We start from the raw sequence: 22,257 nt of genomic DNA, 5'->3' as shown, positions 1-22,257 counted from the left end.
TGATGCCCCCTCGGGTCATTTTCACCATGGAGGCAGCACAGCATGAACAGCCGTGTGGACGAACCTGTCGAGGAACGGCATGTTGGCCGGCGTCACCTCGATCGACTGATCATGCTGTCCGACGGGATTTTCGCCATTGCGATCACGTTGTCGGCGATCGAGATCCGCCCCGAGCTCAAGCCTGGTCGATCGCTGTGGCAGGCATGGTCGATGCCATTGACCGTTTATTTCCTGAGCTTCATCCTGATCGGGGTGATCTGGGTCAATCACCGGCGCATCGTGGCCCATTTGCGGGATATCGATGGCATCGGCACCGGGATCAATCTCGTGCTGCTCAGTCTGGTTGCCTTGATGCCGGTGGTGATTCGCTTCGCGCTCTCCGATCCGGGCCAGGATGAGGCATTCGTGGTTTACGCCCTGGCAGTCGCCGTCACGTTCAGCTGCATGGCGGCCTTGTGGGTGCATGTGGCATTCATTGCAAACCTGGCTCCAGATCTCGAGCCCGGATTGGCCAGGATCTGGTTGCTGGAAATGATCGCAGCGCCCTTGATCATCGGTGCCATGGCGCTCTATCAGCTGCATGTCAGATCGGCGGCATTGATCCTGACACTGGTGGCCGTGACGCTTTGGCTGATCAAGGCCAGAATGGAATATTTGCGCAAGCGGAACAGCAACCACCAGAGCGCCCGATCAACTCACCCATGATTACAGCTATAACCGGGAGCTGGGATGACGTGAAACAGTCTCTTGGTGCCCGGGGCGGGGATCGAACCCGCATACCCGTGAGGGTGAGGGATTTTAAGTCCCTTGCGTCTACCAGTTTCGCCACCCGGGCTGGATATCTTCGAACGGACTGCAGGCATGGCTGCAGGCGGCGCGCATCGTAGCATGTGCACCCTTGCCGCCATGGTAAGCCGTGCGGATCAGGGCGCCCTTGGTCAGGGCAGACTGATCAGAGCAGGCTCTTGAAGATGTGGATGCCGGCGCTGTACTCGCCGATGATCGTGCCGATGCTGACCAGGAAGAAGTTCAGCAGGGTGCGCGCGACGCGGTTTTTCCACCAGCCGCTCCAGTGCACGATGTCGTCGCGCAAGGTATCGAAGTCGACCACGCGCGGGTGGCGCACCCAGGCTTCGGCCATCGCGCTGATGCCGCCGGCGGGGATGCCGGGGCGGAACGGTTTGATCGGTGCAGCGATGAAGGCGGCGAGGATGCTGAGCGGATGGCCGCCGGCGGCCACCGCGCCGAGCGCAGCGAAGCCACCGGTGAACAGCACCCAGGCAGTTAGGGCTTGCGTGCCCAGTGCGGCATTGCGATGGAACGCCCAGGCGATCGCGCCGAACACCAGCAGCACGAGGGCCGCTGCCAGCCATTTCGGCCAGCGTGCCTTGGCCGGCGTGGCGGCCAGTTCGGCCACCTTGGTAGCCGGATCATCCTGCTGTGTGCGCAACAGTTCGCACAGGCCTTTGAGGTGACCGGCTCCGATCACCACCAGTACGCGTCGCTGTTCGCTGCTCGGCGAGCGTGCAGCGTCCTGGCGCAGGCGCGCGGCCATGAAGGCGTCGCGCTCACTGATCAGGCTTTGAAAGAGCGGCTTCGATTCGTTGGCGAACTCGCTGAACGCACTTTCCAGCAGGTCGCCCTGTTTCAGTTTCTCGATCTCGCCCTGTTCGATTTCCTCGCGCTCGAACACGCTGGCCAGCAGACCGCCGAGCAGGCCGAAGCGCTGCCAGAAGCCGACGCTATGCCAGGCCCGCTTGAGCGTGGTGCCAACCTCGCGGTCGATCAACCAGACCGGCAGATGGCGTTGGTCGGCCCCATCCATCGCTGCCTTCATCTCGGCACCGGGCTGGATGCCGGACTGGTCGGCCAGACGCTTCTGGAAGGTTGACAGCACCAGGCTGGCGGCGACCATGCCGGCCTTGCCCTGGCGGATCACCTTGAACAGGTCCATCTGCTTGAACGCTTCCGGATCGCGCATGCTCTGCGCGCGGCTGTCGCACAGCTCGATCGCCACCGCATCGAAATGCTCGTGTGCCAGCAATGCCTCGACGGCGTCCACGCTGCTGCGGGAGACATGCGCGGTGCCCAGCACCACATATTCCACACCGTCACGCTGCACGCGCTCGATCGGCTGGCCCTGCAAGGCAGGCAACAGGGCAAGGTCGGTTTCGGGAACACTCATGCGATCAGCAGGCCAGTCTCAGAGGGAAATCCAAGCATGGGGATGACGGCCATGCGGAACAAGCCGCGGAGGTGTGCGGCCTCAGTCACGAAAACGCCGGAGCAGGTCGGCATACGCATCGATGCGGCGGTCGCGCAGGAACGGCCAGATCCGCCGTACGTGCTCGCTGCGCGCCAGATCGACCTCGGCCAGCAGCAGCTCACGCCCATCGGTGCCAGCTTGTGCGAGAAACTCGCCCTGCGGGCCGGCGACGAAACTGGAGCCCCAGAACTGGATGCCAGCGCCGACACCAGAGGGATCGGCTTCGTAGCCGGTGCGGTTGCACGACAGCAGCGGCAGACCGTTGGCCACCGCGTGGCCACGCTGCACGGTGATCCACGCATCGCGCTGGCGATCCTTCTCGGCCTGCACATCGTTCGGATCCCAGCCGATCGCGGTGGGGTAGAGCAGCAGTTCGGCGCCAGCCAGCGCCATCAGGCGCGCCGCTTCCGGATACCACTGGTCCCAGCACACCAGCACGCCGAGCCGGCCGACCGAGGTGTCGATCGGCTCGAAACCGAGATCGCCCGGCGTGAAATAGAACTTCTCGTAGAACGCCGGATCGTCCGGGATATGCATCTTGCGATACTTGCCGGCGATCGCGGCCGAGCGGTCGAACACCACCGCAGTGTTGTGATACAGCCCGGTGGCGCGTTTCTCGAACAGCGAGGCGACCACCACCAGCTTCAGCTCCTCGGCCAGCTTGCCGATGCGCGCGGTGCCGGGGCCGGGGATCGTCTCGGCCTGGTCGAAGACCTCGACCGATTCGTGCTGGCAGAAATACGGGCCGTTGTGCAGCTCCTGCAGCAGCACCAGCTCGACGCCGGCAGCCGCCGCTTGGCGCAGGCCGACCTCGATCGCGTCGAGGTTGGCGTCGCGGCTGCCGCGGTCGGTTTCCTGCAGCAAGGCGACCTTGAGGGTCTTGCGGGTCATCGGCTTCGATCCTGACTTGGCTGTTCGTACTGGAACCCGCGGAGTTTAGCGGATGCCGACAAAACTCAGGCCAGACCGGCCGGCAACTGCATGGTGATGCAGTGCAGGCTGCCGTTCTGCCAGATCAGCGGACGGCAGGGCACCTGCACGATCTCGCGGCCCGGATGAGCCGTTCCGATGATGCGTGCGGCCTCGTCATCGGCCGGATCCCCATAGGCCGGCACCAGCACGGCGCCGTTGACGATCAGGTAGTTCGCGTAAGAAGCGGCAAGCCGGCGACCTTCGTCGAGTATGGGCTTCGCCCACGGCAGCGGGTATAGCTCGTATGGGCGGCCATCGACGGTGCGCAACGCAGCCAGTTCGGCGCCCATCCGCTGCAGTTCGTCGTGATGCGGGTCGCTGCTGTCGTCGCAAGCCTGGAACACGATGCGCTCACCCGGTGCGAAGCGCGCCAGGGTGTCGATATGCGCGTCGGTGTCGTCGCCTTCGAGGTAGCCGTAATCCAGCCACAGCACGCGCGCGGCGTGCAGGCTGTCGCGCAGGATCGCGCTCATCTCCTCGCGCGACTGCTCGGGATGACGCTGCACCAGGCAGCGCCAGGTGGTGAGCACGGTGCCCGCGCCATCGCTCTCGATGCCGCCGCCTTCCAGCGCCCAGTCGATGCGCTTGTGTGCGGCGTGACCGAAGACGCCGGCATCGACCAGCCCGGCGATCAACGCATCGTCCTGCTCGGCGCCGAACTTGCCGCCCCAGCCGGTGAAGCGGAAGTCGGTGAGCTGGAAGCCTTCATGGTCGTCTTTCAGCGTGATCGGGCCGGAATCGCGCAGCCAGGTGTCGTCGTACGGCAGTTCGACGAAGCGGATGCGGCCGAGGTCGACCTCGGCACGGTGCAGTTGGGCCTCGACGCGGGCCTGCAGGGCGGCGTCAGCCACCACGATGATCAGCGGCTGGAAGCGCGTTACGGCCGCCGCCAGCGCCACATAAGTGGTTTCCACCGCGGCCAGGCGCTCGGCCCAGTCAGTGTCGGCGTGCGGCCACGCGATTAGTACCGCGGCCTGCGGTTCCCATTCCGCCGGCAGGCGCAAGGTGGCGTAATCAACCTTTTGCTTGCCACAAGAGGGGTCGGTCATGTGGGGATGTCTCATGCAGTCGGGGGGAGGGGCCAGGACTTAGCACCGGACTGCGGATTGTACGACGAGGTAATTGTCGAACACATAAAAACGCGGCCGGTGTCGCCACCGGCCGCGTCGTCGGAAAGCGAAATCAGTTGGCGGCGGTCGGGTTGGTATTGTTGCCGGCCGGGGTGTTGAGCACCGAGTGAATCACGTGCTCATGCTCGAAATACACGATGAAATTCGAGTATTCCCAGCGATTGATCTGCGGATGCTTCTGGGTGTCGCCACCACGCGGCGACAGCTTGCGCTGCGGCGCGCCGTAGGTCTTCTCAACCTGGGCCATGCTCATGCCACGGCTGGGCAGGTTCATGCCCTTTTCTTCCTGCACGCGATGGATCAGCAGGCTGTCGCCGTTCGGGGCCGCATGGACTGTCTGCGGCGCGGCAAAACCGGCGGCAGCTATCAACATGACAAAGACCGGCAAACTGTACGTGAACTTGACCATGGCTCCCCTCTCCAGACAAGGCTGTATGCGGCGTCGTTGTAGCAGAACTACCCAGGCTACGCCACATTGCGGCAAGCACAGTGTCGACTACGCCGTGTTGGTTTGTGCCTATTGCGATGGGTTGGGCATTCGGCCATCGCGCGGGCATAACCAGCCGGTTCGTCGAGAATAGCGCCATCACCGCTATCATGGGCGGCTGCGAGCGACTGCCCGCCCGGTTTGGACACTGCTTTTCATGATTTCCTTTCGACATTTTGCCCTGCGCCGCGGCACCCGCCTGCTGCTTTCCGATATCGACCTGGTGATCCAGAGTGGCTGGCGCCTGGGCGTGATCGGCCGCAACGGCTGCGGCAAATCCAGCCTGTTTGCTGCCCTGCAGGGCAAGCTGGAGAGTGATGCCGGCGAGCTGGACATGCCAGGCAAGCTGCGGCTCGCCTCGGTAGCGCAGGAAACCCCGGCGCTGCCGGACGCCGCGATCGACTACGTGCTGGGTGGCGACGAGGAACTGGCCGAGGCGATGCGCGACGAGGCCGACGCCGGCGAACGTGGCGACATGGAGGCGATGGCGAAAGCGCACCACCGTATCGAGGAGCTGAACGGCTACGACGGTCGCGCCCGTGCCGGCCGCCTGCTGCATGGTCTGGGCTTTCCGCCGGAAACGCACGAGCGCGCGGTCAAGGAGTTTTCCGGTGGCTGGCGTGGGCGCTTGAACCTGGCCCGTGCGCTGATGTGTCCGTCCGACCTGCTGCTGCTCGACGAGCCGACCAACCATCTCGACCTCGACGCCGTGCTGTGGCTGGAAGAATGGCTGCGCCGCTACCAGGGCACCTTGCTGATCATCTCGCACGATCGCGAATTCCTCGATGGTGTGATCACCCACACGCTGCACCTCAACGATGGCAAGGCGAAGCTGTATACCGGCAACTACAGCGCCTTCGAACGCCTGCGCGCCGAGCAGCTGCGCCAGCAGCAGATCTCGCATGAGCGCGAGCAGGCCGAGCGGGCGCACCTGCAGTCCTTCGTCGACCGCTTCAAGGCCAAGGCCAGCAAGGCCAAGCAGGCGCAATCGCGCATGAAGCGACTGGAGAAACTGGCCGGGACCGAGGCGGTGCGTGCCGAGCGACCCTTCAGTTTCCAGTTCCCGGCGCCGGGTCGGCTGCCCGACTCGATGCTGCAGCTGGAAGACATCCATGCCGGCTACCCGAACCGCGATGGCGATGGCCTCAATATCGTCCTGCGCGACGTCCGTTTCAGCCTGGAAGCGGGCGAGCGCATCGGCCTGCTTGGTCCCAACGGCGCCGGCAAATCGACCCTGGTGAAGACCCTGGTGGGCGAGCTCGATCCGTTCAGCGGCGAGCGCAAGGCGCACAAGGACCTGAAGATCGGCTACTTCGCCCAGCACACGGTGGAGAGCCTGCGCGAAGGCGCCAGTCCGCTCGACCACCTGATGGACAAGGCGCCGGGCGTGGCCACCCAGGTCATGCGTGACTTCCTCGGTACCTGGAATTTCGCCGGCGATCGCGCATTCGAGTCGGTGGACGGGTTCTCCGGTGGCGAGCGGGCACGCCTGGCGCTGGCGCTGATCGCGTGGGACAAGCCGAACCTGCTGCTGCTCGACGAGCCGACCAACCATCTCGACCTGGACATGCGCGAGGCGCTGGCCGATGCGCTGGCCGATTTCGACGGCGCGCTGGTGCTGGTCTCGCATGACCGCCATCTGCTCGGCATGGTCTGCGACAGCTTCTGGCGCGTCGCCGACGGCGTGGTGGAAAGCTTCGACGGCGATCTGGACGATTACGCGCGCTGGCTGAAAACGCGCGGCGCGGCCAACAAGAAGGCCGCCAAGGCTGGCGCAGCGGCCAAGCCGGTGGTCAAGGTCGTGCCGGAAGAAACGCCTGAAGAACGCCGCCGCAACGCGGCCACCCAACGCGAGAACGAGAAGAACTCGCGCCAGCGGGTGAAGCGGATCGAGACGCGCACGGCCAGCATCGAAACCGAACTGGCCGCGCTGGAAAGCCGGCTGGCTGATCCGGCCACGTACAACGGCCCCACCCAGGAAATGATGCGGCTGGGACAGCGCCAGACCGAACTGCGCCGCGAGAAGGAAGCGCTGGATGCGGAATGGCTGGAACTGTACGAGCGACTGGAAGCCTGAGCATGGCCGTCGGCGCGAAGCCATCGCTGTCGTTGTGGCTGCCCGCCTTGACGCATGTCGAGCCGGGCCATCCGTTGCGCGAGCTGCTGGTGCGCGCCGATCTTCTGGCCGAGGGGGCTGCGGGGTATCTCGGCGGTCTCGGCGAGCATTTCCAGGGTGTCGATGCGGCACTGCCGGCCGCGGCGCTGACCCGCGAATTTCTTGCTGGCGATGCGGGTGATGCCACCTGGCTTGCGGCCGACCCAGCCTGGGTACAGCCCGACATGAACGGCGTGCGGCTGCTGGCCTGCGGTCGGCTGCAACTGGACATGGCCGAGGCCCAGGCGCTGGCCGCAGCCTTGTTGCCGGTATTCGACGAAGCCGGCCTGCGACTGGATATTTCCACGCCGGATCGCTGGCATCTGAAGTTGCCGCCGGACGCACCTTTACCTGCCTTTGCCGCACCCGAGCAGGCGCTGGGCGAGGACCTTTCGCAGCACCTGCCTGCCGGTGCGGAAGGGCGCCGCTGGCGTGTGCTGCTCAACGAGATACAGGTGCTGCTGCACCAGCATCCGCTGAATGCACAGCGGCGTGCACGTGGTCTGGCGCCGGTCAACAGTCTGTGGCTGTGGGGCGGCGGCCGCCTGCCGGGACCGCTGCACAGTGATCTGCAGGGCGTGATCAGCGATGACCTGCTGTTGCGTGCGCTGGCTGGACACGCCGGTGTCGCGCAGCAGGCACGCACCGTCGAAACCGTGGCCGCCGCCAGCGCCGGCTGGCTGATCGACCTGCAGGATCTGCCGGCTGGCGAGATTGCATCGCGCTGGTGGCCGGCGCTGCAGCCGCTGTTCGATCGGCAGTCGGTCGCACTGCATTTCGCCAGCGCCGAACGCTGGCAGCGCAAACCCTGGCATCGCTGGCGCATCTGGCGCGGAGCAGGGCGTTGAGCGTGCTGCAGTTGCGCCGACGCGAGAGCAAGGGCGCGCCCAGCGGTTGGCCAGCCTCGGTGCATCCGGTGTTGCGGCAGGTCTACGCTGCCCGTGGTGTGCTGGATCCCAGCCAGGCCGAACACCGGCTGGCCCGGCTGCTGTCGCCGCAGACGCTGGGTGGCATGGCGCAGGCCGTCGATCTGCTGGTCGAGGCGATCCGCAGCGACTGGACCATCCTGATCGCGGGTGATTACGACTGCGACGGTGCCACCGGCACCGCGGTGGCGGTACGTGGCCTGCGACTGCTCGGTGCGAAGCGGGTCAGCTATGCCATCCCGAATCGTTTCGTCCACGGCTATGGGCTGAGTCCTGCGCTGGTCGAATCACTGCAGCCGACGCCGCAACTGATCGTCACCGTCGACAACGGCGTGGCCAGCGTGGCCGGCGTGGCGGCGGCCAAGGCACGCGGTATCCGCGTCATCGTTACCGACCATCACCTGCCCGGCGAGCAGTTGCCGGCCTGCGATGCGATGGTCAACCCCAATCTTGCCGGTGATGCTTTCCCCAGCAAGGCGCTGGCCGGCGTTGGCGTGATGTTCTACCTGTTGCTGGCCTTGCGTGCGCGGTTGCATGAGCAGGGTGCCTTCGGTGATGCCAAACCCGATCTGTCGGTGCTGCTCGACCTGGTCGCACTGGGCACGGTGGCCGATCTGGTGGCGCTGGATTTCAACAACCGTGTGCTGGTCGACGCCGGTCTGCAACGCATCCGTAGCGGTCGTGCCTGTGCCGGCATCAGCGCGCTGGTCGAGTCCGGCAAGCGCAGTGTGGCGACGCTGTGCTCCAGCGACCTTGGCTTCGTCGTCGGCCCGCGCCTCAACGCGGCAGGGCGGCTGGAGGACATGCGCCTGGGCGTCGAATGCCTGCTCACGGACGACGTGGCGCAGGCACGCCGCCATGCCGAGCAACTCAACACGATCAATCTGGAACGCCGCGACCTGCAGGCGTCCATGGTGGCCGAGGCCGAGCAGATGGTGGCGGGCATGACCGACATCGACGCGATCGGCGTGGCCCTGTACGAGCCGAGCTGGCATGCCGGCGTGGTGGGCCTGGTCGCCTCGAAGCTGAAGGATCGCCTGCATCGTCCGGTGATCGCGTTCGCGCCGGCCAGCGAGGACGATGCCGACAACCTGCGCGGTTCGGCGCGTTCGATCAGCGGCTTTCACATCCGCGATGCGCTGGCCGCGATCGATGCGCGCCAGCCAGGGCTGATCGAGCGCTTTGGCGGCCATGCGATGGCGGCTGGACTGAGTCTCAAGACCTGCGACTACCCGCGTTTCGCCGAGGCATTCGACGCGATCGCACGCGAACTGATCGACGCCGAGCGGCTGCAGGCGGTGCTCTACACCGACGGCGAGCTGCCAGCGGGGGCGTTCTCGCTGGAGTTGGCCCGGCAACTGCGCCAGGCCGGCCCGTGGGGACAGGCATTCCCCGAACCGCTGTTCGAGAACCTGTTCGCATGCAGCAACTGGAAAGTGATGGGCGAGCGGCACCTGCGCCTGCAACTGCGCGACCCGCGCGACGGCAGCGTGCATGACGCGGTGATGTTCAACGCGTATCACGGTCAGCCACCTCCGTCGCCGCTGCGCGCGGTCTACGAACTGGGCATCAACGATTGGCAGGGGCGGGAAACGCCGCGCCTGCTGTTGCGGCATATCGAGCCGGCCTGATCCTGGCGGACTGACTCCTAGGCCTGATCCGCTCGCACGTTTTTCACGCGATCCGGATCATGCTGGTAGTCAACCCATCAACGGAGAACGCTGGTGATCGCACAGATCGAGGGACTGCCGCCAGGCACGCTGGGTTTCCGCGCTCACGGCCAGGTTACGGCGGCTGATTACGAGAACATCATCGTCCCGGATGTCGAGGCGGCCTTTGCGCTCAACCGCAAGTTGCGCGTGTTGTACGTCACCGCCGAGGATTTCACCGGTTTCGACCCCGGTGCGATGTGGGACGACGTCAAGATGGGCATGCGCCACTTCAGCGGCTGGGATCGCGTGGCGCTGGTGAGTGATGTGCCCTGGCTGCGCACGACCACGGCGGCGATGAGCTTCATGCTTCCGGCCGAGATCCGCCTGTTCCACCTGAACCAACTGGACGAGGCGACGCGCTGGATCACCGAACCATCGGTTTGACGGAACACCTGTCCAGCCACTTGCTGATGGACGTCCAATCTGTTCTAGTCGGCTCATGCATCCGATGATTGCCAACGCACAGACCGCCACCGCGCCTTCCGCGCGAGGCTTTGTGCTGGCCGGCAACAACAATAATCGCGCGAACAATAACGCCAACTATTGGCGGGCTCTCGCGTAGCTTCAAGTTTCCAGAAACATACGCGAAGAAGGCCCGCCTAGTGCGGGCCTTCTTCGTTTTAGGGCCATGGATGGCCGGTATGCCGGAAACGCAGGAGCAGTTTTCGGCCAAGCAGCATTTTTCATCAACGACGAGGGGAATGACCATGTGTGCGATCTTCGGAATGTTCGACCTGCAGCCGGGCGACGACCTCGCCGCGTTGCGCCGGCAGGCGCTGGAACTGTCGCAGCGCCAGCGCCATCGCGGGCCGGACTGGAGCGGGGTGTACGTCGACGCCGGGGTGATCCTGGTGCATGAGCGGCTGGCCATCGTCGATCCAGCCAGTGGTGCTCAGCCGCTGCGTTCGCGCGACGGCGCACTGGCGCTGACGGTGAACGGCGAGATCTACAACCACCAGGAGCTGCGTGCAGCCAGCTCCTATGACTTCACCACCGGATCGGACTGCGAGGTGATCAATGCGCTGTATCGCGGACTGGGTGCGGACGGCTCCCTCGTTGACCTTGTGGGCGAGCTCAACGGCATCTTCGCGTTCGCCTTGTGGGATGGCGAGGCTCGGCGTTACGTGATCGCCCGCGATCCGATCGGGGTCTGCCCGCTGTACTGGGGGCACGATGCGCAGGGTCGCTTGTGCGTGGCCTCGGAGATGAAGGCGCTGGTGGGCGTATGCGCCGATGTGGCGCCGTTTCCGCCCGGCCATGTCTACGACAGCGTTGATGGCGAATTGCGCCGCTACTATCACAAGCCGTGGCGCGACTACGCGCATACGCAAGGCCACGATGTCGCGGCGCCGGCTTTGCGTCAGGCCTTCGAGCAGGCCGTGCATCGTCAGTTGATGACCGACGTGCCTTATGGAGTACTGCTTTCCGGTGGACTGGATTCCTCGCTGGTGGCCGCCTGTGCCGCGCAGTTCGCCCGTCATCGCATCGAGGAAGGCGATCGCACCGAAGCCTGGTGGCCACGCCTGCATTCGTTCGCGATCGGGCTGGACGGTTCGCCGGATCTGGCGGCCGCACAGATCGCCGCCGATGCGCTGGGCACCGTGCATCACGGCTTCGTCTACACGTTCTGGGAGGGACTGGACGCGCTGCCGGAGGTGATCCGGCATATCGAGACCTACGACGTCACTACCATCCGTGCCGCCACGCCGATGTACCTGCTGGCGCGACGGATCAAGGCGATGGGCGTGAAGATGGTGCTGTCCGGCGAAGGCTCGGACGAGTTGTTCGGTGGTTACCTGTATTTCCACAAGGCGCCGTCCGCCGAGGCGTTCCACGAGGAGACCGTGCGCAAGCTCGATGCGTTGCACAGCTACGACTGCCTGCGGGCGAACAAGGCGATGATGGCCTGGGGCGTGGAGGCGCGCGTGCCGTTCCTCGATCTGGAATTCATCGACGTGGCGATGGGTCTGGATGCGAAACACAAGATGGCGGGGCAGGGCCGGATCGAGAAAGCCGTGCTGCGCGAGGCGTTCGAAGGCGCGCTGCCGGACTCCATCCTGTGGCGGCAGAAGGAGCAGTTCAGCGATGGCGTCGGTTACGGCTGGATCGATGGCCTGAAAGCGCATGCCGAACAGGTGATCAGCGATCGCGAATTCGCCGCAGCCGCGGCGCGTTACCCGTTCAACACGCCGGCGACCAAGGAGGCGTATTTCTACCGGCGGATCTTCGAGCACCACTTTCCCGGCGAAGCCTGCGCGGCCACGGTGCCGGGCGGCAAGTCGATCGCCTGTTCGTCGCCGGCCGCACTGGCGTGGGACCCGGCCTTCGCCAGTGCAGCCGATCCATCGGGGCGGGCGGTGCGCGGGGTGCACAGTCAGGCACTGGCTTGACCTGTTTGGTATCCTGTAGTGCTTTACCGACGCTGCTTCCCGGCGCCCGCCACTTCAATTGGTTCAACCATGATCGAAATCAATCCGATCCTCGCGCAGATCGCGGACCTCCGGGGCCGCGTCGAGTCGCTTAGGGGGTATCTTTGACTACGCTGCAAAAAGCGAGCGTCTGGAAGAAGTAAACCGCGAGCTGGAAAGTCCCAACGTCTGGGACGATCCGGCGCGTGCGCAGGAGTTGGGCCGCGAGCGCGCCCGCCTGCACACCATCGTCAATGGCATCGACACGCTGACTGCGGGGCTGACCGACGCCAGCGACCTGCTGGAGATGGCTGTTGCCGATGGCGACGAGGACACCGCTCTGTCGGTGATCAGCGACCTGTCCAAGCTCGAAGCGCAGGTGAGCAAGCTGGAATTCCAGCGCATGTTCTCCGGCAAGATGGATGCGACCAACGCATTCGTCGACATCCAGGCCGGCGCCGGCGGTACCGAGGCGCAGGACTGGGCCGAGATGCTGCTGCGCATGTACTTGCGCTGGTGCGAATCGCGTGGCTGGAAGACCGAATTGATGGAAGTCAGCGGCGGCGACGTGGCCGGCATCAAGTCCGCCACGTTCCGGGTCGAGGGTGACTACGCCTATGGCTGGCTGAAGACCGAGATCGGCGTGCACCGACTGGTGCGCAAGAGTCCGTTCGATTCGGACAACCGCCGGCATACCAGTTTCACCTCGGTGTTCGTGTCGCCGGAAGTCGATGACGACATCGACATCGAGATCAATCCGGCCGACCTGCGCACTGATGTGTACCGTTCGTCCGGTGCCGGTGGCCAGCACGTCAACAAGACCGAATCGGCCGTGCGTATCACGCACATCCCGACCAATACCGTGGTGGCCTGCCAGACCGGCCGCAGCCAGCATCAGAACCGCGATACGGCAATGAAGATGCTCGCTGCCAAGTTGTACGAGCTTGAGCTGCAGAAACGCAATGCCGAGAAAGATGCGCTGGAAGCCACCAAGTCGGACATCGGCTGGGGCAGCCAGATCCGCAACTACGTGCTGGATCAGAGCCGCATCAAGGACCTGCGCACCGGTATCGAGCGTACCGATACGCAAAAGGTGCTGGACGGCGACCTGGACGAATTCATCGAGGCCAGCCTGAAGTCCGGCCTCGAAGCGGGCGCCAAGCGCGTCGATGCGTGAGCACTGACCTGTTGATCCGGTTCGATCGCTGACAAGGAGCCACGGCATGAGCAGCAAGAAAATCTGCGGAATCCTTGTCGCATCCGCTGTACTTGTGGCGTTCCACGGCGCGGCTGGTGCACAGCAGAATTCATCCGGCCAGGGTGTCAAGCAGGATGCCAAAGCCGTCGGCCATGGCATCGGCAACGGCGCCCGCGACGTGGGCCACGCAACCAGGCACGCCGCCGTCTCGATCGGGCATGGTGCGAAGAAAGCCGGTATCGCTGTCGGCCACGGCGCGCGCGATGGCTGGAATGCGACCAGGCATGCCGTCAAGCACGTGTTTCACAAGGACGATTGACGGGCGGCACCGTTTCGAAGAAAACCTTCCATGTTGTTTGCAACCCAACCATAAACAGAGAAACGTCCGCCGCTCGGCGCGAGCGCGGCAGTAACGGAATCCTCATGAGTGAATCGACCGACACCCTACCCATCGACGAGAACAAGCTGATCGCCGAGCGTCGCGAGAAACTGAAAGCGTTGCGCGGGCAGGGCATCGCGTTCCCGAACGATTTCAAGGTCGACAGTTTTGCAGGCGACCTGCAGGCCGAATTTGCCGACAAGGACGTGCAGACGGCCGAAGTGATCGAGGCCGCGGCGCGACGCGTGAAAATGGCCGGCCGCATCGTGCTCAAACGCGTGCAGGGCAAGGTCAGCTTCGTGCAGTTGCAGGATTTCAGCGGACGCATCCAGCTGTTCATCCACCAGGGCACGCTGGGCGAAACCTACGAGGCGTTCAAGGGCTGGGACGTGGGCGACATCGTGGGCGCCGAAGGCGTATTGATGCGGACCAAGACCGGCGAGCTGTCGGTCAAGATCGACGGCCTGCGCCTGCTGACCAAGAGCCTGCGCCCGCTGCCGGACAAGTTCCATGGCCTGGCCGACGTGGAGCAGCGCTATCGCCAGCGCTACGTCGACCTGATCGTCACCGAGGAAGCACGCCGCACCTTCATGCAGCGCTCGAAGATCATCGGCTTCATGCGCCAGTGGCTGGAAGCACCGAGCCGCCGCTTCATGGAAGTGGAAACACCGATGATGCACATCATCCCAGGCGGTGCTACGGCCAAGCCGTTCATCACCCACCACAACGCGTTGGATCTCGACCTCTATCTGCGCGTGGCACCCGAGCTTTACCTCAAGCGCCTCGTCGTCGGTGGCTTCGACCGCGTCTACGAGATCAACCGCAACTTCCGCAACGAGGGTGTGTCGACCCGGCACAACCCCGAATTCACCATGCTGGAGCTGTACCAGGCCTACGCCACTTACACCGAGATCATGGATCTCACCGAGGGCGTGATCCGCGATACGGCGAAGGCCGTGATCGGCAGCACCCAACTGCATTGGGACGCCGCCGATATCGATGTCGGCCCGGCGTTCCGTCGCTGGAGCATGGAAGACGCGGTGCTGGAGCTGAATCCGGAGATCCGCCGCGAAGAATTGCGCGACCGTGAGGCGATGGCGGCACACGCCAAGCGGCTCGGCGCGCAAGTCAAGCCGGGCTACGGCTGGGGCAAGCTGCTGCTGGAAATCTTCGAGAAAACGGTCGAGCACACCCTGGTCCAACCGACCTTCATCACTCAGCATCCGGTCGAGGTGTCGCCGCTGGCGCGCGAGAGCGATACCGACAAGGGCATCACCGACCGCTTTGAGCTGTTCGTCAACGGCAAGGAGATCGCCAATGGATTCTCCGAGTTGAACGACTCGGAAGATCAGGCCGCACGTTTCCAGGCCCAGGTCGATGCCAAGGATGCCGGTGATGACGAGGCGATGCACTTCGACGCCGACTACATCCGCGCATTGGAAGTGGGCTTGCCGCCTACCGGCGGCCTCGGCATCGGCATCGACCGGCTGGTGATGTTGCTGACCGATTCTGCCTCGATCCGCGACGTGCTGCTGTTCCCCTATATGCGCCCGGAGGCTTGAACCATGTGGTACGCGATCATCGGCACCGACAACGCGAATTCGCTTGAAGCACGCAAGTCCGCACGTCCCGCACATCTGGCCCGCCTGCAGCAGCTGCACGACGAGGGCCGCGTGCTGCTGGCTGGTCCATTTCCGGCGATAGATGCGGAAGATCCGGGTCCGGCCGGTTTCAGCGGTAGCTTGATCGTGGCCGAGTTCGCCTCGCTGGCCGCGGCGGAAAGCTGGGCTGCGTCGGACCCCTATATCGCCGCTGGCGTGTATCGCGAGACCGTGGTCAAGCCGTTCCGCAAAGTGCTGCCGTGAATCAGGTACCGTGATGAACGGGCAACCCGTCATTGAGCAGATCCGCGAACGCCTGCAAGCCGCGTTTGCGCCGAGCGAGCTGGAAGTGCTGGACGAAGGCCACAAGCACGCCGGCCATGCGGGGGATGGCAAGGGCCACTTCCATGTACGGATCGTCAGTGCCGCGTTTGTCGGCCAGCTACCGATCAAGCGGCATCGAATGGTCTATGCGGCGCTCGACGGGCTGATGGATAACGGCATCCATGCGTTGTCGATCGATGCCATTCAAGATAAATAACAATAAATAACATGTAGATGTGATTCACTGTTGAAGTGAAACTTCATATTGCATCGCATTGCAGCGCCGCCCCGCGTTTGGCACAGTGCCCTATCGCCCGACCAGCGGGCATTACCTGACTGACTTATTGATGACCGCATGCGCCTGAGCACGATCAAACTCGCCGGCTTCAAGTCCTTCGTGGACCCGACCACCCTGCATCTGCCGAGCAACATGATCGGCGTGGTCGGCCCGAACGGCTGCGGCAAATCCAACATCATCGACGCGATCCGCTGGGTGATGGGCGAGAGCGCGGCCAGCCGCCTGCGCGGCGACTCGCTGACCGACGTGATCTTCTCCGGCTCCAATTCGCGCAAGCCAGTGGGGCAGGCCACGGTCGAGCTGATCTTCGACAATGCCGACGGCTCCATCCAGGGCGAGTACGGCCAGTACGCCGAGATCTCGGTGAAGCGCCAGGTCACCCGCGACGGCCAATCTGCCTACTTCCTCAATGGCGCGCGCTGCCGCCGCCGCGATATCACCGACCTGTTCCTCGGCACAGGCCTTGGCCCGCGCAGCTACTCGATCATCGAGCAGGGCATGATCAGCCAGATCATCGAAGCGCATCCGGAAGAGCTGCGCACGCATCTGGAGGAGGCCGCTGGCATCTCCAAGTACAAGGAGCGCCGCAAGGAAACCGAGAGTCGCATCAAGGCCACCCGCGAAAACCTCGACCGCGTGCGCGATGTGCGCGACGAGGTCGACAAGCAGCTCGAACACCTCAACCGCCAGGCGCGTGCCGCCGAGCGCTGGAAAGCGCTCAAGGAAGAGCAGACGCGCAAGGAAGCCGAGTTGCGTGCACTGGAATACCGCGGCCTGAAAAGCCAGCACGACGGTGAAGGCGCGGGTCTGTCCGCTGCCGAAATCGAGATCGAGAAACAGCTGGCTGGCCAGCGCGAGATCGAGGCGCAGCTGGAAAGCGTGCGCGAGCGCCACACCGATGCCAGCGAACATCTGAATGCGGTGCAGGCCGACGTCTACAAGGTCGGTGCCGAGATTGCCCGCGTCGAGCAGCAAGTGCGGCACAACCGCGAGAATGCCGATCGGTTGCAGCGCGCCCACGGCGACGCCGAGCGCGAGCATGCCGAGCTGGCAGCGCACATTGCCACCGATCACGAGCAGATCGAAACGCTGCGCATGGCGTTGGCCGAGGGCGAACCCAAGCTCGAAGCCCTGCAGCAGATGCAGGACGACACCGCCGAAGCCCAGCGCAGCACCGAGGCCAAACTGGCCGACTGGCAGCAGCGCTGGGACAGCCACACCCGCAACGCCGGCGAATCCAACCGCGCGGCCGAAGTGGAGCGCACCAAACTCAACTACCTGGATCGCCAGGGCATCGACCTGTCCCGGCGCCGCGAGGTGCTGGAAGCGGAACAGAAAGCGACCGACGTGGCTGCACTGGACGTTGCCGGCGAACAGCTGCACCACGAGCACGATACCCAGCGCGAACGCGTCGAAACACTCGGCAGCCTGCTCGACCAGCACAAGTCCAGCCACGAGAAAGTGCAGGACGAGGAACGCCAGGTGCAGTCGGCGCTGAACGAGGCGCGCCAGCAATTGCAGGCCGCGCGCGGTCGGCAGGCCTCGCTGGAAGCGCTGCAGCACGCTGCGCTTGGCCAGGAAGAAAGCGCTGCCAGTGGTTGGCTCGGTCGGCTCGGGCTGGACAAGTCGCGCCGCCTCGGTGAATCGCTGCAGGTCGAGGCCGGTTGGGAAACCGCGGTGGAAACCGCGTTGAGCGGATTCATCGACAGCGTATTGGTCGACGGATCGCATGCCTTGGCCGGCGAATTCCATGCGCTGGAGAACGCCGACGTCGCGCTGCTCGATGCCGCGGACGGTGGTGCCAACACCGCCGGCACGCTGGCTGCGCATGTGCGTGGGCCGGCCGCGGCGCTGGCAATCCTCGGTCATGTGCTGACCGCTGAATCCATTGGTGATGCTCACCAGCGCGTAGCTTCGCTATCCGCGCTGGCTCCATACCAGTCGGTAATCACCCGTAACGGCGAATGGCTGGGTCCGGGCTGGGCGCGTGTGCGCCGGGCACAAGGCAGTCAGGTCGGCGTGCTGGCGCGCGAACGCGAGATCCGCCTGCTGGCCGAGCAGATCGCCACCCTGGAAGCGCAACTGGAGGAATCCAGCGAACGTCTGGATACCTTGCGCACCAGCAAGTTCGAGGCCGAGCGCGCCCGCGACGACGCCCAGCGCGAGCTGTACGCCGCACATCGGCGCCAGTCGGAGCTGGCCGGCCAGTTGCAGAGCCATCGCGGCAAGCTGGAGACCGCCCGTGCCCGCGCCGAGAAAGTCACCGGCGAGTTGAACGATCTGGCCACCCAGATCGATGAACTGCAGGGTCAGACCCGCGACGCACGCGCAAGGCTGGATGAATCGGTCGGCCTGATGGGCGACCTGGAAGATCAGCGCCGTGAACTGGAAAACGAGCGCCGTGCGTTGCTGGAAGCGCGCGAGGAAGCGCGCATGAATGCGCGCGAGGCCGCCGACCAGTCGCACTCGCTGGCACTGGCGCTGGAGTCCAAGCGCTCCTCGCTGGCGTCACTGGAGCAGGCGCTGGGTCGCATGGATGCCCAGTTGCGCCAGATCGAGGCCCGCCGCAACGAGATCACCGAACAGCTCGCCGCCGGCTCCGATCCGATCGCGGAACTGGAATCCGAACGCCAGACCTATCTGGACCAGCGCCTGCTGGTCGACAAGCAATTGGTGGAAGCGCGTCGCGCCCTGGAAGACTGCGACATCACCTTCCGCAAGCTGGAACAGCAACGCCATCTGGCGGAGCAGGGCCTGGCCACACTGCGCGAAAGCCTGTCCGAGAAGCGCCTTGCCGCGCAGGCGCTGCATCTGCGCGCCGAACAACTGGCCGAGGCGATCACTGCCTCCGGCCTCGAACTGGAAACCCTGCTGGCCGAACTGGCCGAGGACATTGACGCCAACCAGTGGCGTCAGCAACTCGCCGATATCGGTCAGAAGATCGTGCGGCTGGAACCGGTCAATCTCGCCGCGATCCAGGAGCACGCCGAGCAGAGCGAGCGCAAGACCTACCTGGACAACCAGCTGGCCGATCTGGTCAGCGCGATGGAAACGCTGGAAGGCGCGATCAAGAAGATCGATCGCGAGACGCGCCAGCGTTTCAAGGAAACCTTCGACAAGGTCAACGCCGGCGTGCAGGAACTGTTCCCGCGCCTGTTCGGTGGTGGCCATGCCTACCTCGAACTGACTGGCGACGACCTGCTCAATACTGGCGTGTCGATCATGGCGCGCCCACCCGGCAAGCGTGTCTCCAACATCACCCTGCTGTCCGGCGGCGAGAAGGCGCTGACTGCGGTTTCGCTGGTGTTCGCGATCTTCAGCCTCAACCCCGCGCCGTTCTGCCTGCTTGACGAGGTCGATGCGCCGCTGGACGAAGCGAACGTCGGGCGCTTCTCCAGCATGGTGCGCGAGATGAGCGAAAAGGTGCAGTTCATCTTCATCAGTCACAACAAGGCCACGATGGAAGCGGCCACCCAGCTGTGCGGCGTGACCATGCGCGAGCCGGGCGTGTCGCGACTGGTGCAGGTGGATCTGGCTGAAGCAGCTAAACTGGCAGGAGCTGCCTGAGGAACCCATGATGACGTTGCAACCCGTGCTCGCCTTTGCCTGGAACGCCGCCGTCGGCATCCCGCTGCTGATCGTCGGCCTGATCGTGCTGGCGCTGATCTGGCTGTTCGGCCAGCCGAAGAAGGAGCAGGGCAAGCGACGTTCCGTCCAGAGTGAGCACACTGGCGAACGCCGTGAGCCGACCCTGGGCGACGAACCCAGCCTGGCCGATGATCCGGTTTTCAGCGCACTCGATCGATCCGCACACGCCGGCCACGATGCGGAGATGTCACAGCCGGAGCAGGGCGAGCTGGAAGTCGGTTTGCGCGAGGAGCTCGAACGACTGGGCGCCACGCTCTCCGGCGAACGCCATGGAGCCCAGCCAAAACCGGCCGCATCGAATCCGCCGGCTTCGAACAGGCCCCCGCTGGCAGGTCATGCGGCATCCATCGTGGACGCCTTGCGGGCACCCAGCACCGACGAACCGGCACCTCCGTCCGCCAAGGCCGCATCGACCGCAACTGCGCCGGCAGTCCCTGCGACGCCGGCTGCAGCGAAGGTGCCGCCACGCTCGGATCTCGGCCGCCGGCCGGCCCAGCTACCGGTGGAACGCATCGTCACGCTGTTCGTGGTGGCGCGCGAAGGTGAGCACTTCAACGGCCCGGACTTTGTCGTGGCAGCCGAAAAGGCCGGTCTTGAATTCGGCGACATGGGCATCTACCACCGCCTGGTCGACGGCAAGCGCGAGCTCGGGCCGATCTTCAGCGTGGCCAACATGCTCAAGCCCGGAAGCTTCGATCTGGGTCGGCTGGATGCCTTGCGCACGCCAGGCGTGAGCTTCTTCATGACGTTGCCAGCGCCGTTGCCGGCGCTTGACGCCTGGGACGCGATGCTGCCCACCGCGCAGCGCCTGGCCGAGTTGCTCGATGGTCTCGTGCTCGACGAGGAGCGCAATGCACTTGGTCGCCAGCGCATCGCCCATATCCGCGATCAGCTGCGCGGCTGGGACCGCGATCACGAAGGCAAGGAAATCATCTTCGGGCGGTGAACCAATCACCATTTCGCCGGACCTATTTCAAGGCACGGCCGCGCTAGATTCTTCAAACTTATGATCCAGGGGTGGGGTGTGAACACGTTGCCTTTGTCGTGGAAGATAGGTGCTGCAGTGGCTGGCCTGGTTGTGGTCGGCTTTGCATGGAATGCCCTGAGCAGATATCAGGCACAGCGCCAAGCAGACGAAATCATGCAGGACCTCGCGCGTACTGCAGCGCAAAATGCCCAGCAGGCACAGGAGCAGGCCCGACAGTTCCATGCACAAGTGGCGGCAAGTCTGAGTCAGCAGCAGGAAGACCGGTACAACACGAACCAGCAGGTGAGTGAACAGGCCCGGCAATATCGGGCAGAGCAGGCCATGCGCCTGAGCAGGCAGCAGCAGGAAGCAGCCTTGCAGCAGAAGCGTTTTGTGCTTGGTCCGGATCAGAAATGCGTCAGCGGTGTGGTCATTACCGCACACGGCTCAAGCTACTCGCAGGCAACCGACTCCGACGGGCAACCGATCCCGTGCACCGGGCAGACAGCCACCGAACCCCTCCGCTGATTTTTCGAACACGCCGCTATCAGTCCGGCGTTCACGTGATCACGGGCAAGCCTTCCAACAACGCCATGGAGTCGATGATCAGTGGCCGTTTTCGGCGAAGCGGACTTGCTCGCCTTCGTAGAGCGAATCGGCCGGGTTGAGGATCATGCGGGCATTGGCATCCAGTCCGCTGGTCACCTCGATGGTGTTGCCAAAATCACGACCCAGGGTAACCGGCTGCAGATGAACGCGTTGCTGTGCGTCGACCAGTGCAATCCGCAAGCCCTCGCTGCGGAACAGCAACGTGTTGGCCGGCACGATGAAATCGTGCGTGGCGGTTGAAAGCGCCAGCTTGACGTTCGCATATACGCCAGGGACCAGCGCCTGGCCTGCGTTGTCCACATCGATCTCGGTGCGCAGGGTGCGGGTGCTCGGATCGAGTGCATCCGCAGTGCGGGCAACGGTACCGGCGAGCGGCTGGGCACCATAGCTGCTCAGAGTGACGGTCACCGGCATGCCGATGCGTACGCTGCCGGCGTAGCTTTCGGGCACATCGACGAACACACGCAGCCTGCTGGTATCGGCGATGACGAACAGGTCGCTGCCGGTCGAACCGGCATCAACCAGCGCGCCCACATCCAGATTGCGCTGGGTGATCACGCCATCGAATGGCGCCAGGATGTGCTTGAACTGCTCCATGTTCTCGAGCTTGGCGACATTGGCGCGATCCGCCTCCACCGTGGCGATGTCGGCATTCAACTGGGCCACGTACTGATCACCTGTCTGCAGCGCCACCAGCCCCTGCTTGACCAGAACTTCGTAGCGATCGGCAGTGACCTTGGCCAGCTTCTCGTTTGCCTCGTCGGTCCGCATCTGCGCCTGGCCCTGGAGGAGTTCGTTGTCGACATCGGGGGTATCCAGATCCGCGAGGCGCTGGTCCTTCTTCACCCTGGTGCCGATGTCCACGTACCACTTGGCCACGTAGCCCGTGGTGCGCGCGTAGATCTGGGCGTCCTGCCACGAATTGACAGTGCCGGGCAGGGTCAGCGACTGATCTTCGGGAGCAGCCTTCGGTATCAGGGTGGCCACGATAGGCATCGCGTTGCGGTCGGTGTCCTTGCTCAACTCGTGACGTGCATGCACGCGCTGGAGTATGCCGAGCACGCCGAGCGCGACCAGCACGATGCCAAGCACGATGAGCACGAGCCGCGCGCGATGCGATGGCTTGGCGGACTGGCGTGGAGCAGGAGTGTTCGGAAGGGACATGGACATGATCAGG

Annotated in this window: 19 protein-coding genes and 1 tRNA gene; 14 read left to right on the top strand and 6 right to left on the bottom strand. The window is 64.5% G+C overall.

Annotated features, from left to right (window positions below):
* Positions 1 to 42: 42 nt before the first annotated feature.
* Positions 43 to 705, top strand: coding sequence for a TMEM175 family protein (locus B0E50_RS12835; RefSeq protein WP_077441643.1), 663 nt, complete (start codon positions 43 to 45; stop codon positions 703 to 705).
* Positions 706 to 748: 43 nt separating this feature from the next.
* Here B0E50_RS12835 and B0E50_RS12830 read toward each other — a convergent pair.
* From B0E50_RS12830 to B0E50_RS12810, 5 genes are all read right to left on the bottom strand, one after another.
* Positions 749 to 835 (bottom strand) — tRNA-Leu (locus B0E50_RS12830).
* Positions 836 to 952: 117 nt separating this feature from the next.
* Positions 953 to 2,185 carry a TraB/GumN family protein gene (locus tag B0E50_RS12825; protein WP_077441641.1) on the bottom strand — a complete coding sequence of 411 codons (1,233 nt, stop codon included), beginning with the start codon at positions 2,183 to 2,185 and terminating at the stop codon, positions 953 to 955.
* Positions 2,186 to 2,266: 81 nt separating this feature from the next.
* Positions 2,267 to 3,157: a carbon-nitrogen hydrolase gene (locus B0E50_RS12820; RefSeq protein WP_077441639.1), complete on the bottom strand. Its 891-nt coding sequence runs from the start codon at positions 3,155 to 3,157 to the stop codon at positions 2,267 to 2,269.
* Positions 3,158 to 3,222: 65 nt separating this feature from the next.
* Complete coding sequence (locus tag B0E50_RS12815; protein ID WP_077441637.1) at positions 3,223 to 4,287, bottom strand: agmatine deiminase family protein; 1,065 nt, start codon at positions 4,285 to 4,287, stop codon at positions 3,223 to 3,225.
* 133 nt (positions 4,288 to 4,420) lie between these two features.
* Positions 4,421 to 4,777, bottom strand: coding sequence for a hypothetical protein (locus tag B0E50_RS12810; protein ID WP_077441635.1), 357 nt, complete (start codon positions 4,775 to 4,777; stop codon positions 4,421 to 4,423).
* 235 nt (positions 4,778 to 5,012) lie between these two features.
* On the opposite strand from B0E50_RS12810, the gene B0E50_RS12805 reads away from it, so the two are divergent.
* The 13 genes from B0E50_RS12805 (at position 5,013) to B0E50_RS12745 (ending at position 20,999) form a co-directional block, all read left to right on the top strand.
* Positions 5,013 to 6,932, top strand: coding sequence for an ATP-binding cassette domain-containing protein (locus B0E50_RS12805; protein ID WP_077441633.1), 1,920 nt, complete (start codon positions 5,013 to 5,015; stop codon positions 6,930 to 6,932).
* 2 nt (positions 6,933 to 6,934) lie between these two features.
* The gene (locus tag B0E50_RS12800; protein WP_077441630.1) at positions 6,935 to 7,858 is read left to right on the top strand and encodes a phosphoglycerate mutase; all 924 of its coding nucleotides are present in this window, start codon (positions 6,935 to 6,937) and stop codon (positions 7,856 to 7,858) included.
* A complete protein-coding gene (gene recJ, locus B0E50_RS12795) occupies positions 7,855 to 9,567 on the top strand; it encodes a single-stranded-DNA-specific exonuclease RecJ (RefSeq protein WP_077441628.1) in 1,713 nt (570 codons plus the stop codon). The genes B0E50_RS12800 and recJ overlap by 4 nt, the downstream gene beginning before the upstream one ends.
* Positions 9,568 to 9,660: 93 nt before the next feature.
* On the top strand, positions 9,661 to 10,032 hold the full coding sequence (locus B0E50_RS12790; RefSeq protein ID WP_077441625.1) for an STAS/SEC14 domain-containing protein: 372 nt from the start codon (positions 9,661 to 9,663) through the stop codon (positions 10,030 to 10,032).
* A gap of 323 nt (positions 10,033 to 10,355) precedes the next feature.
* Positions 10,356 to 12,038, top strand: coding sequence for an asparagine synthase B (gene asnB / locus B0E50_RS12785; RefSeq protein ID WP_077441993.1), 1,683 nt, complete (start codon positions 10,356 to 10,358; stop codon positions 12,036 to 12,038).
* A gap of 69 nt (positions 12,039 to 12,107) precedes the next feature.
* Positions 12,108 to 13,233, top strand: a protein-coding gene (gene prfB / locus B0E50_RS12780) for a peptide chain release factor 2 (protein ID WP_139350866.1) whose coding sequence is annotated in 2 segments (ribosomal slippage) — positions 12,108 to 12,182 and positions 12,184 to 13,233 — 1,125 coding nt in all. Because the reading frame shifts where the segments join, the coding sequence is not laid out codon by codon here.
* Between the two features lie 46 nt (positions 13,234 to 13,279).
* Positions 13,280 to 13,573, top strand: coding sequence for a hypothetical protein (locus B0E50_RS12775; protein WP_077441620.1), 294 nt, complete (start codon positions 13,280 to 13,282; stop codon positions 13,571 to 13,573).
* 104 nt (positions 13,574 to 13,677) lie between these two features.
* Positions 13,678 to 15,195: a lysine--tRNA ligase gene (lysS, locus tag B0E50_RS12770; RefSeq protein WP_077441618.1), complete on the top strand. Its 1,518-nt coding sequence runs from the start codon at positions 13,678 to 13,680 to the stop codon at positions 15,193 to 15,195.
* A 3-nt stretch (positions 15,196 to 15,198) separates the two neighbouring features.
* On the top strand, positions 15,199 to 15,498 hold the full coding sequence (locus tag B0E50_RS12765; protein WP_077441616.1) for a YciI family protein: 300 nt from the start codon (positions 15,199 to 15,201) through the stop codon (positions 15,496 to 15,498).
* 13 nt (positions 15,499 to 15,511) lie between these two features.
* Positions 15,512 to 15,775 (top strand): BolA family protein, encoded by a 264-nt coding sequence (locus tag B0E50_RS12760; RefSeq protein WP_077441614.1) that lies wholly within the window; start codon positions 15,512 to 15,514, stop codon positions 15,773 to 15,775.
* Between the two features lie 138 nt (positions 15,776 to 15,913).
* On the top strand, positions 15,914 to 19,423 hold the full coding sequence (gene smc / locus B0E50_RS12755) for a chromosome segregation protein SMC (protein ID WP_077441612.1): 3,510 nt from the start codon (positions 15,914 to 15,916) through the stop codon (positions 19,421 to 19,423).
* A 10-nt stretch (positions 19,424 to 19,433) separates the two neighbouring features.
* Positions 19,434 to 20,450 (top strand): cell division protein ZipA, encoded by a 1,017-nt coding sequence (zipA, locus tag B0E50_RS12750; RefSeq protein WP_077441992.1) that lies wholly within the window; start codon positions 19,434 to 19,436, stop codon positions 20,448 to 20,450.
* Between the two features lie 195 nt (positions 20,451 to 20,645).
* Positions 20,646 to 20,999 (top strand): hypothetical protein, encoded by a 354-nt coding sequence (locus B0E50_RS12745; RefSeq protein WP_254427277.1) that lies wholly within the window; start codon positions 20,646 to 20,648, stop codon positions 20,997 to 20,999.
* Positions 21,000 to 21,077: 78 nt separating this feature from the next.
* On the opposite strand, the gene B0E50_RS12740 is transcribed toward B0E50_RS12745, so the two are convergent.
* Complete coding sequence (locus B0E50_RS12740) at positions 21,078 to 22,250, bottom strand: efflux RND transporter periplasmic adaptor subunit (protein WP_168170875.1); 1,173 nt, start codon at positions 22,248 to 22,250, stop codon at positions 21,078 to 21,080.
* Positions 22,251 to 22,257 lie beyond the last annotated feature (7 nt).

The organism is Rhodanobacter sp. C01 (assembly GCF_002001045.1).
In the GTDB taxonomy this organism is placed as follows: Bacteria; Pseudomonadota; Gammaproteobacteria; order Xanthomonadales; family Rhodanobacteraceae; genus Rhodanobacter.
The sequence above is the reverse complement of the archived record's forward strand: the minus strand, read 5'-3'. Positions and strand labels throughout refer to the sequence as shown.

Coding starts and splice junctions, on each gene's coding strand:
- B0E50_RS12800 (WP_077441630.1), top strand. CDS start 6,935: ATGGCCGTCGGCGCGAAGCCATCGCTGTCGTTGTGGCTGCCCGCCTTG.
- zipA (WP_077441992.1), top strand. CDS start 19,434: ATGACGTTGCAACCCGTGCTCGCCTTTGCCTGGAACGCCGCCGTCGGC.
- B0E50_RS12815 (WP_077441637.1), bottom strand. CDS start 4,287: ATGACCGACCCCTCTTGTGGCAAGCAAAAGGTTGATTACGCCACCTTG.
- B0E50_RS12765 (WP_077441616.1), top strand. CDS start 15,199: ATGTGGTACGCGATCATCGGCACCGACAACGCGAATTCGCTTGAAGCA.
- B0E50_RS12820 (WP_077441639.1), bottom strand. CDS start 3,157: ATGACCCGCAAGACCCTCAAGGTCGCCTTGCTGCAGGAAACCGACCGC.
- B0E50_RS12760 (WP_077441614.1), top strand. CDS start 15,512: ATGAACGGGCAACCCGTCATTGAGCAGATCCGCGAACGCCTGCAAGCC.
- B0E50_RS12745 (WP_254427277.1), top strand. CDS start 20,646: ATGCAGGACCTCGCGCGTACTGCAGCGCAAAATGCCCAGCAGGCACAG.
- lysS (WP_077441618.1), top strand. CDS start 13,678: ATGAGTGAATCGACCGACACCCTACCCATCGACGAGAACAAGCTGATC.
- B0E50_RS12805 (WP_077441633.1), top strand. CDS start 5,013: ATGATTTCCTTTCGACATTTTGCCCTGCGCCGCGGCACCCGCCTGCTG.
- smc (WP_077441612.1), top strand. CDS start 15,914: ATGCGCCTGAGCACGATCAAACTCGCCGGCTTCAAGTCCTTCGTGGAC.
- B0E50_RS12775 (WP_077441620.1), top strand. CDS start 13,280: ATGAGCAGCAAGAAAATCTGCGGAATCCTTGTCGCATCCGCTGTACTT.
- asnB (WP_077441993.1), top strand. CDS start 10,356: ATGTGTGCGATCTTCGGAATGTTCGACCTGCAGCCGGGCGACGACCTC.
- B0E50_RS12825 (WP_077441641.1), bottom strand. CDS start 2,185: ATGAGTGTTCCCGAAACCGACCTTGCCCTGTTGCCTGCCTTGCAGGGC.
- B0E50_RS12835 (WP_077441643.1), top strand. CDS start 43: ATGAACAGCCGTGTGGACGAACCTGTCGAGGAACGGCATGTTGGCCGG.
- B0E50_RS12810 (WP_077441635.1), bottom strand. CDS start 4,777: ATGGTCAAGTTCACGTACAGTTTGCCGGTCTTTGTCATGTTGATAGCT.
- B0E50_RS12740 (WP_168170875.1), bottom strand. CDS start 22,250: ATGTCCATGTCCCTTCCGAACACTCCTGCTCCACGCCAGTCCGCCAAG.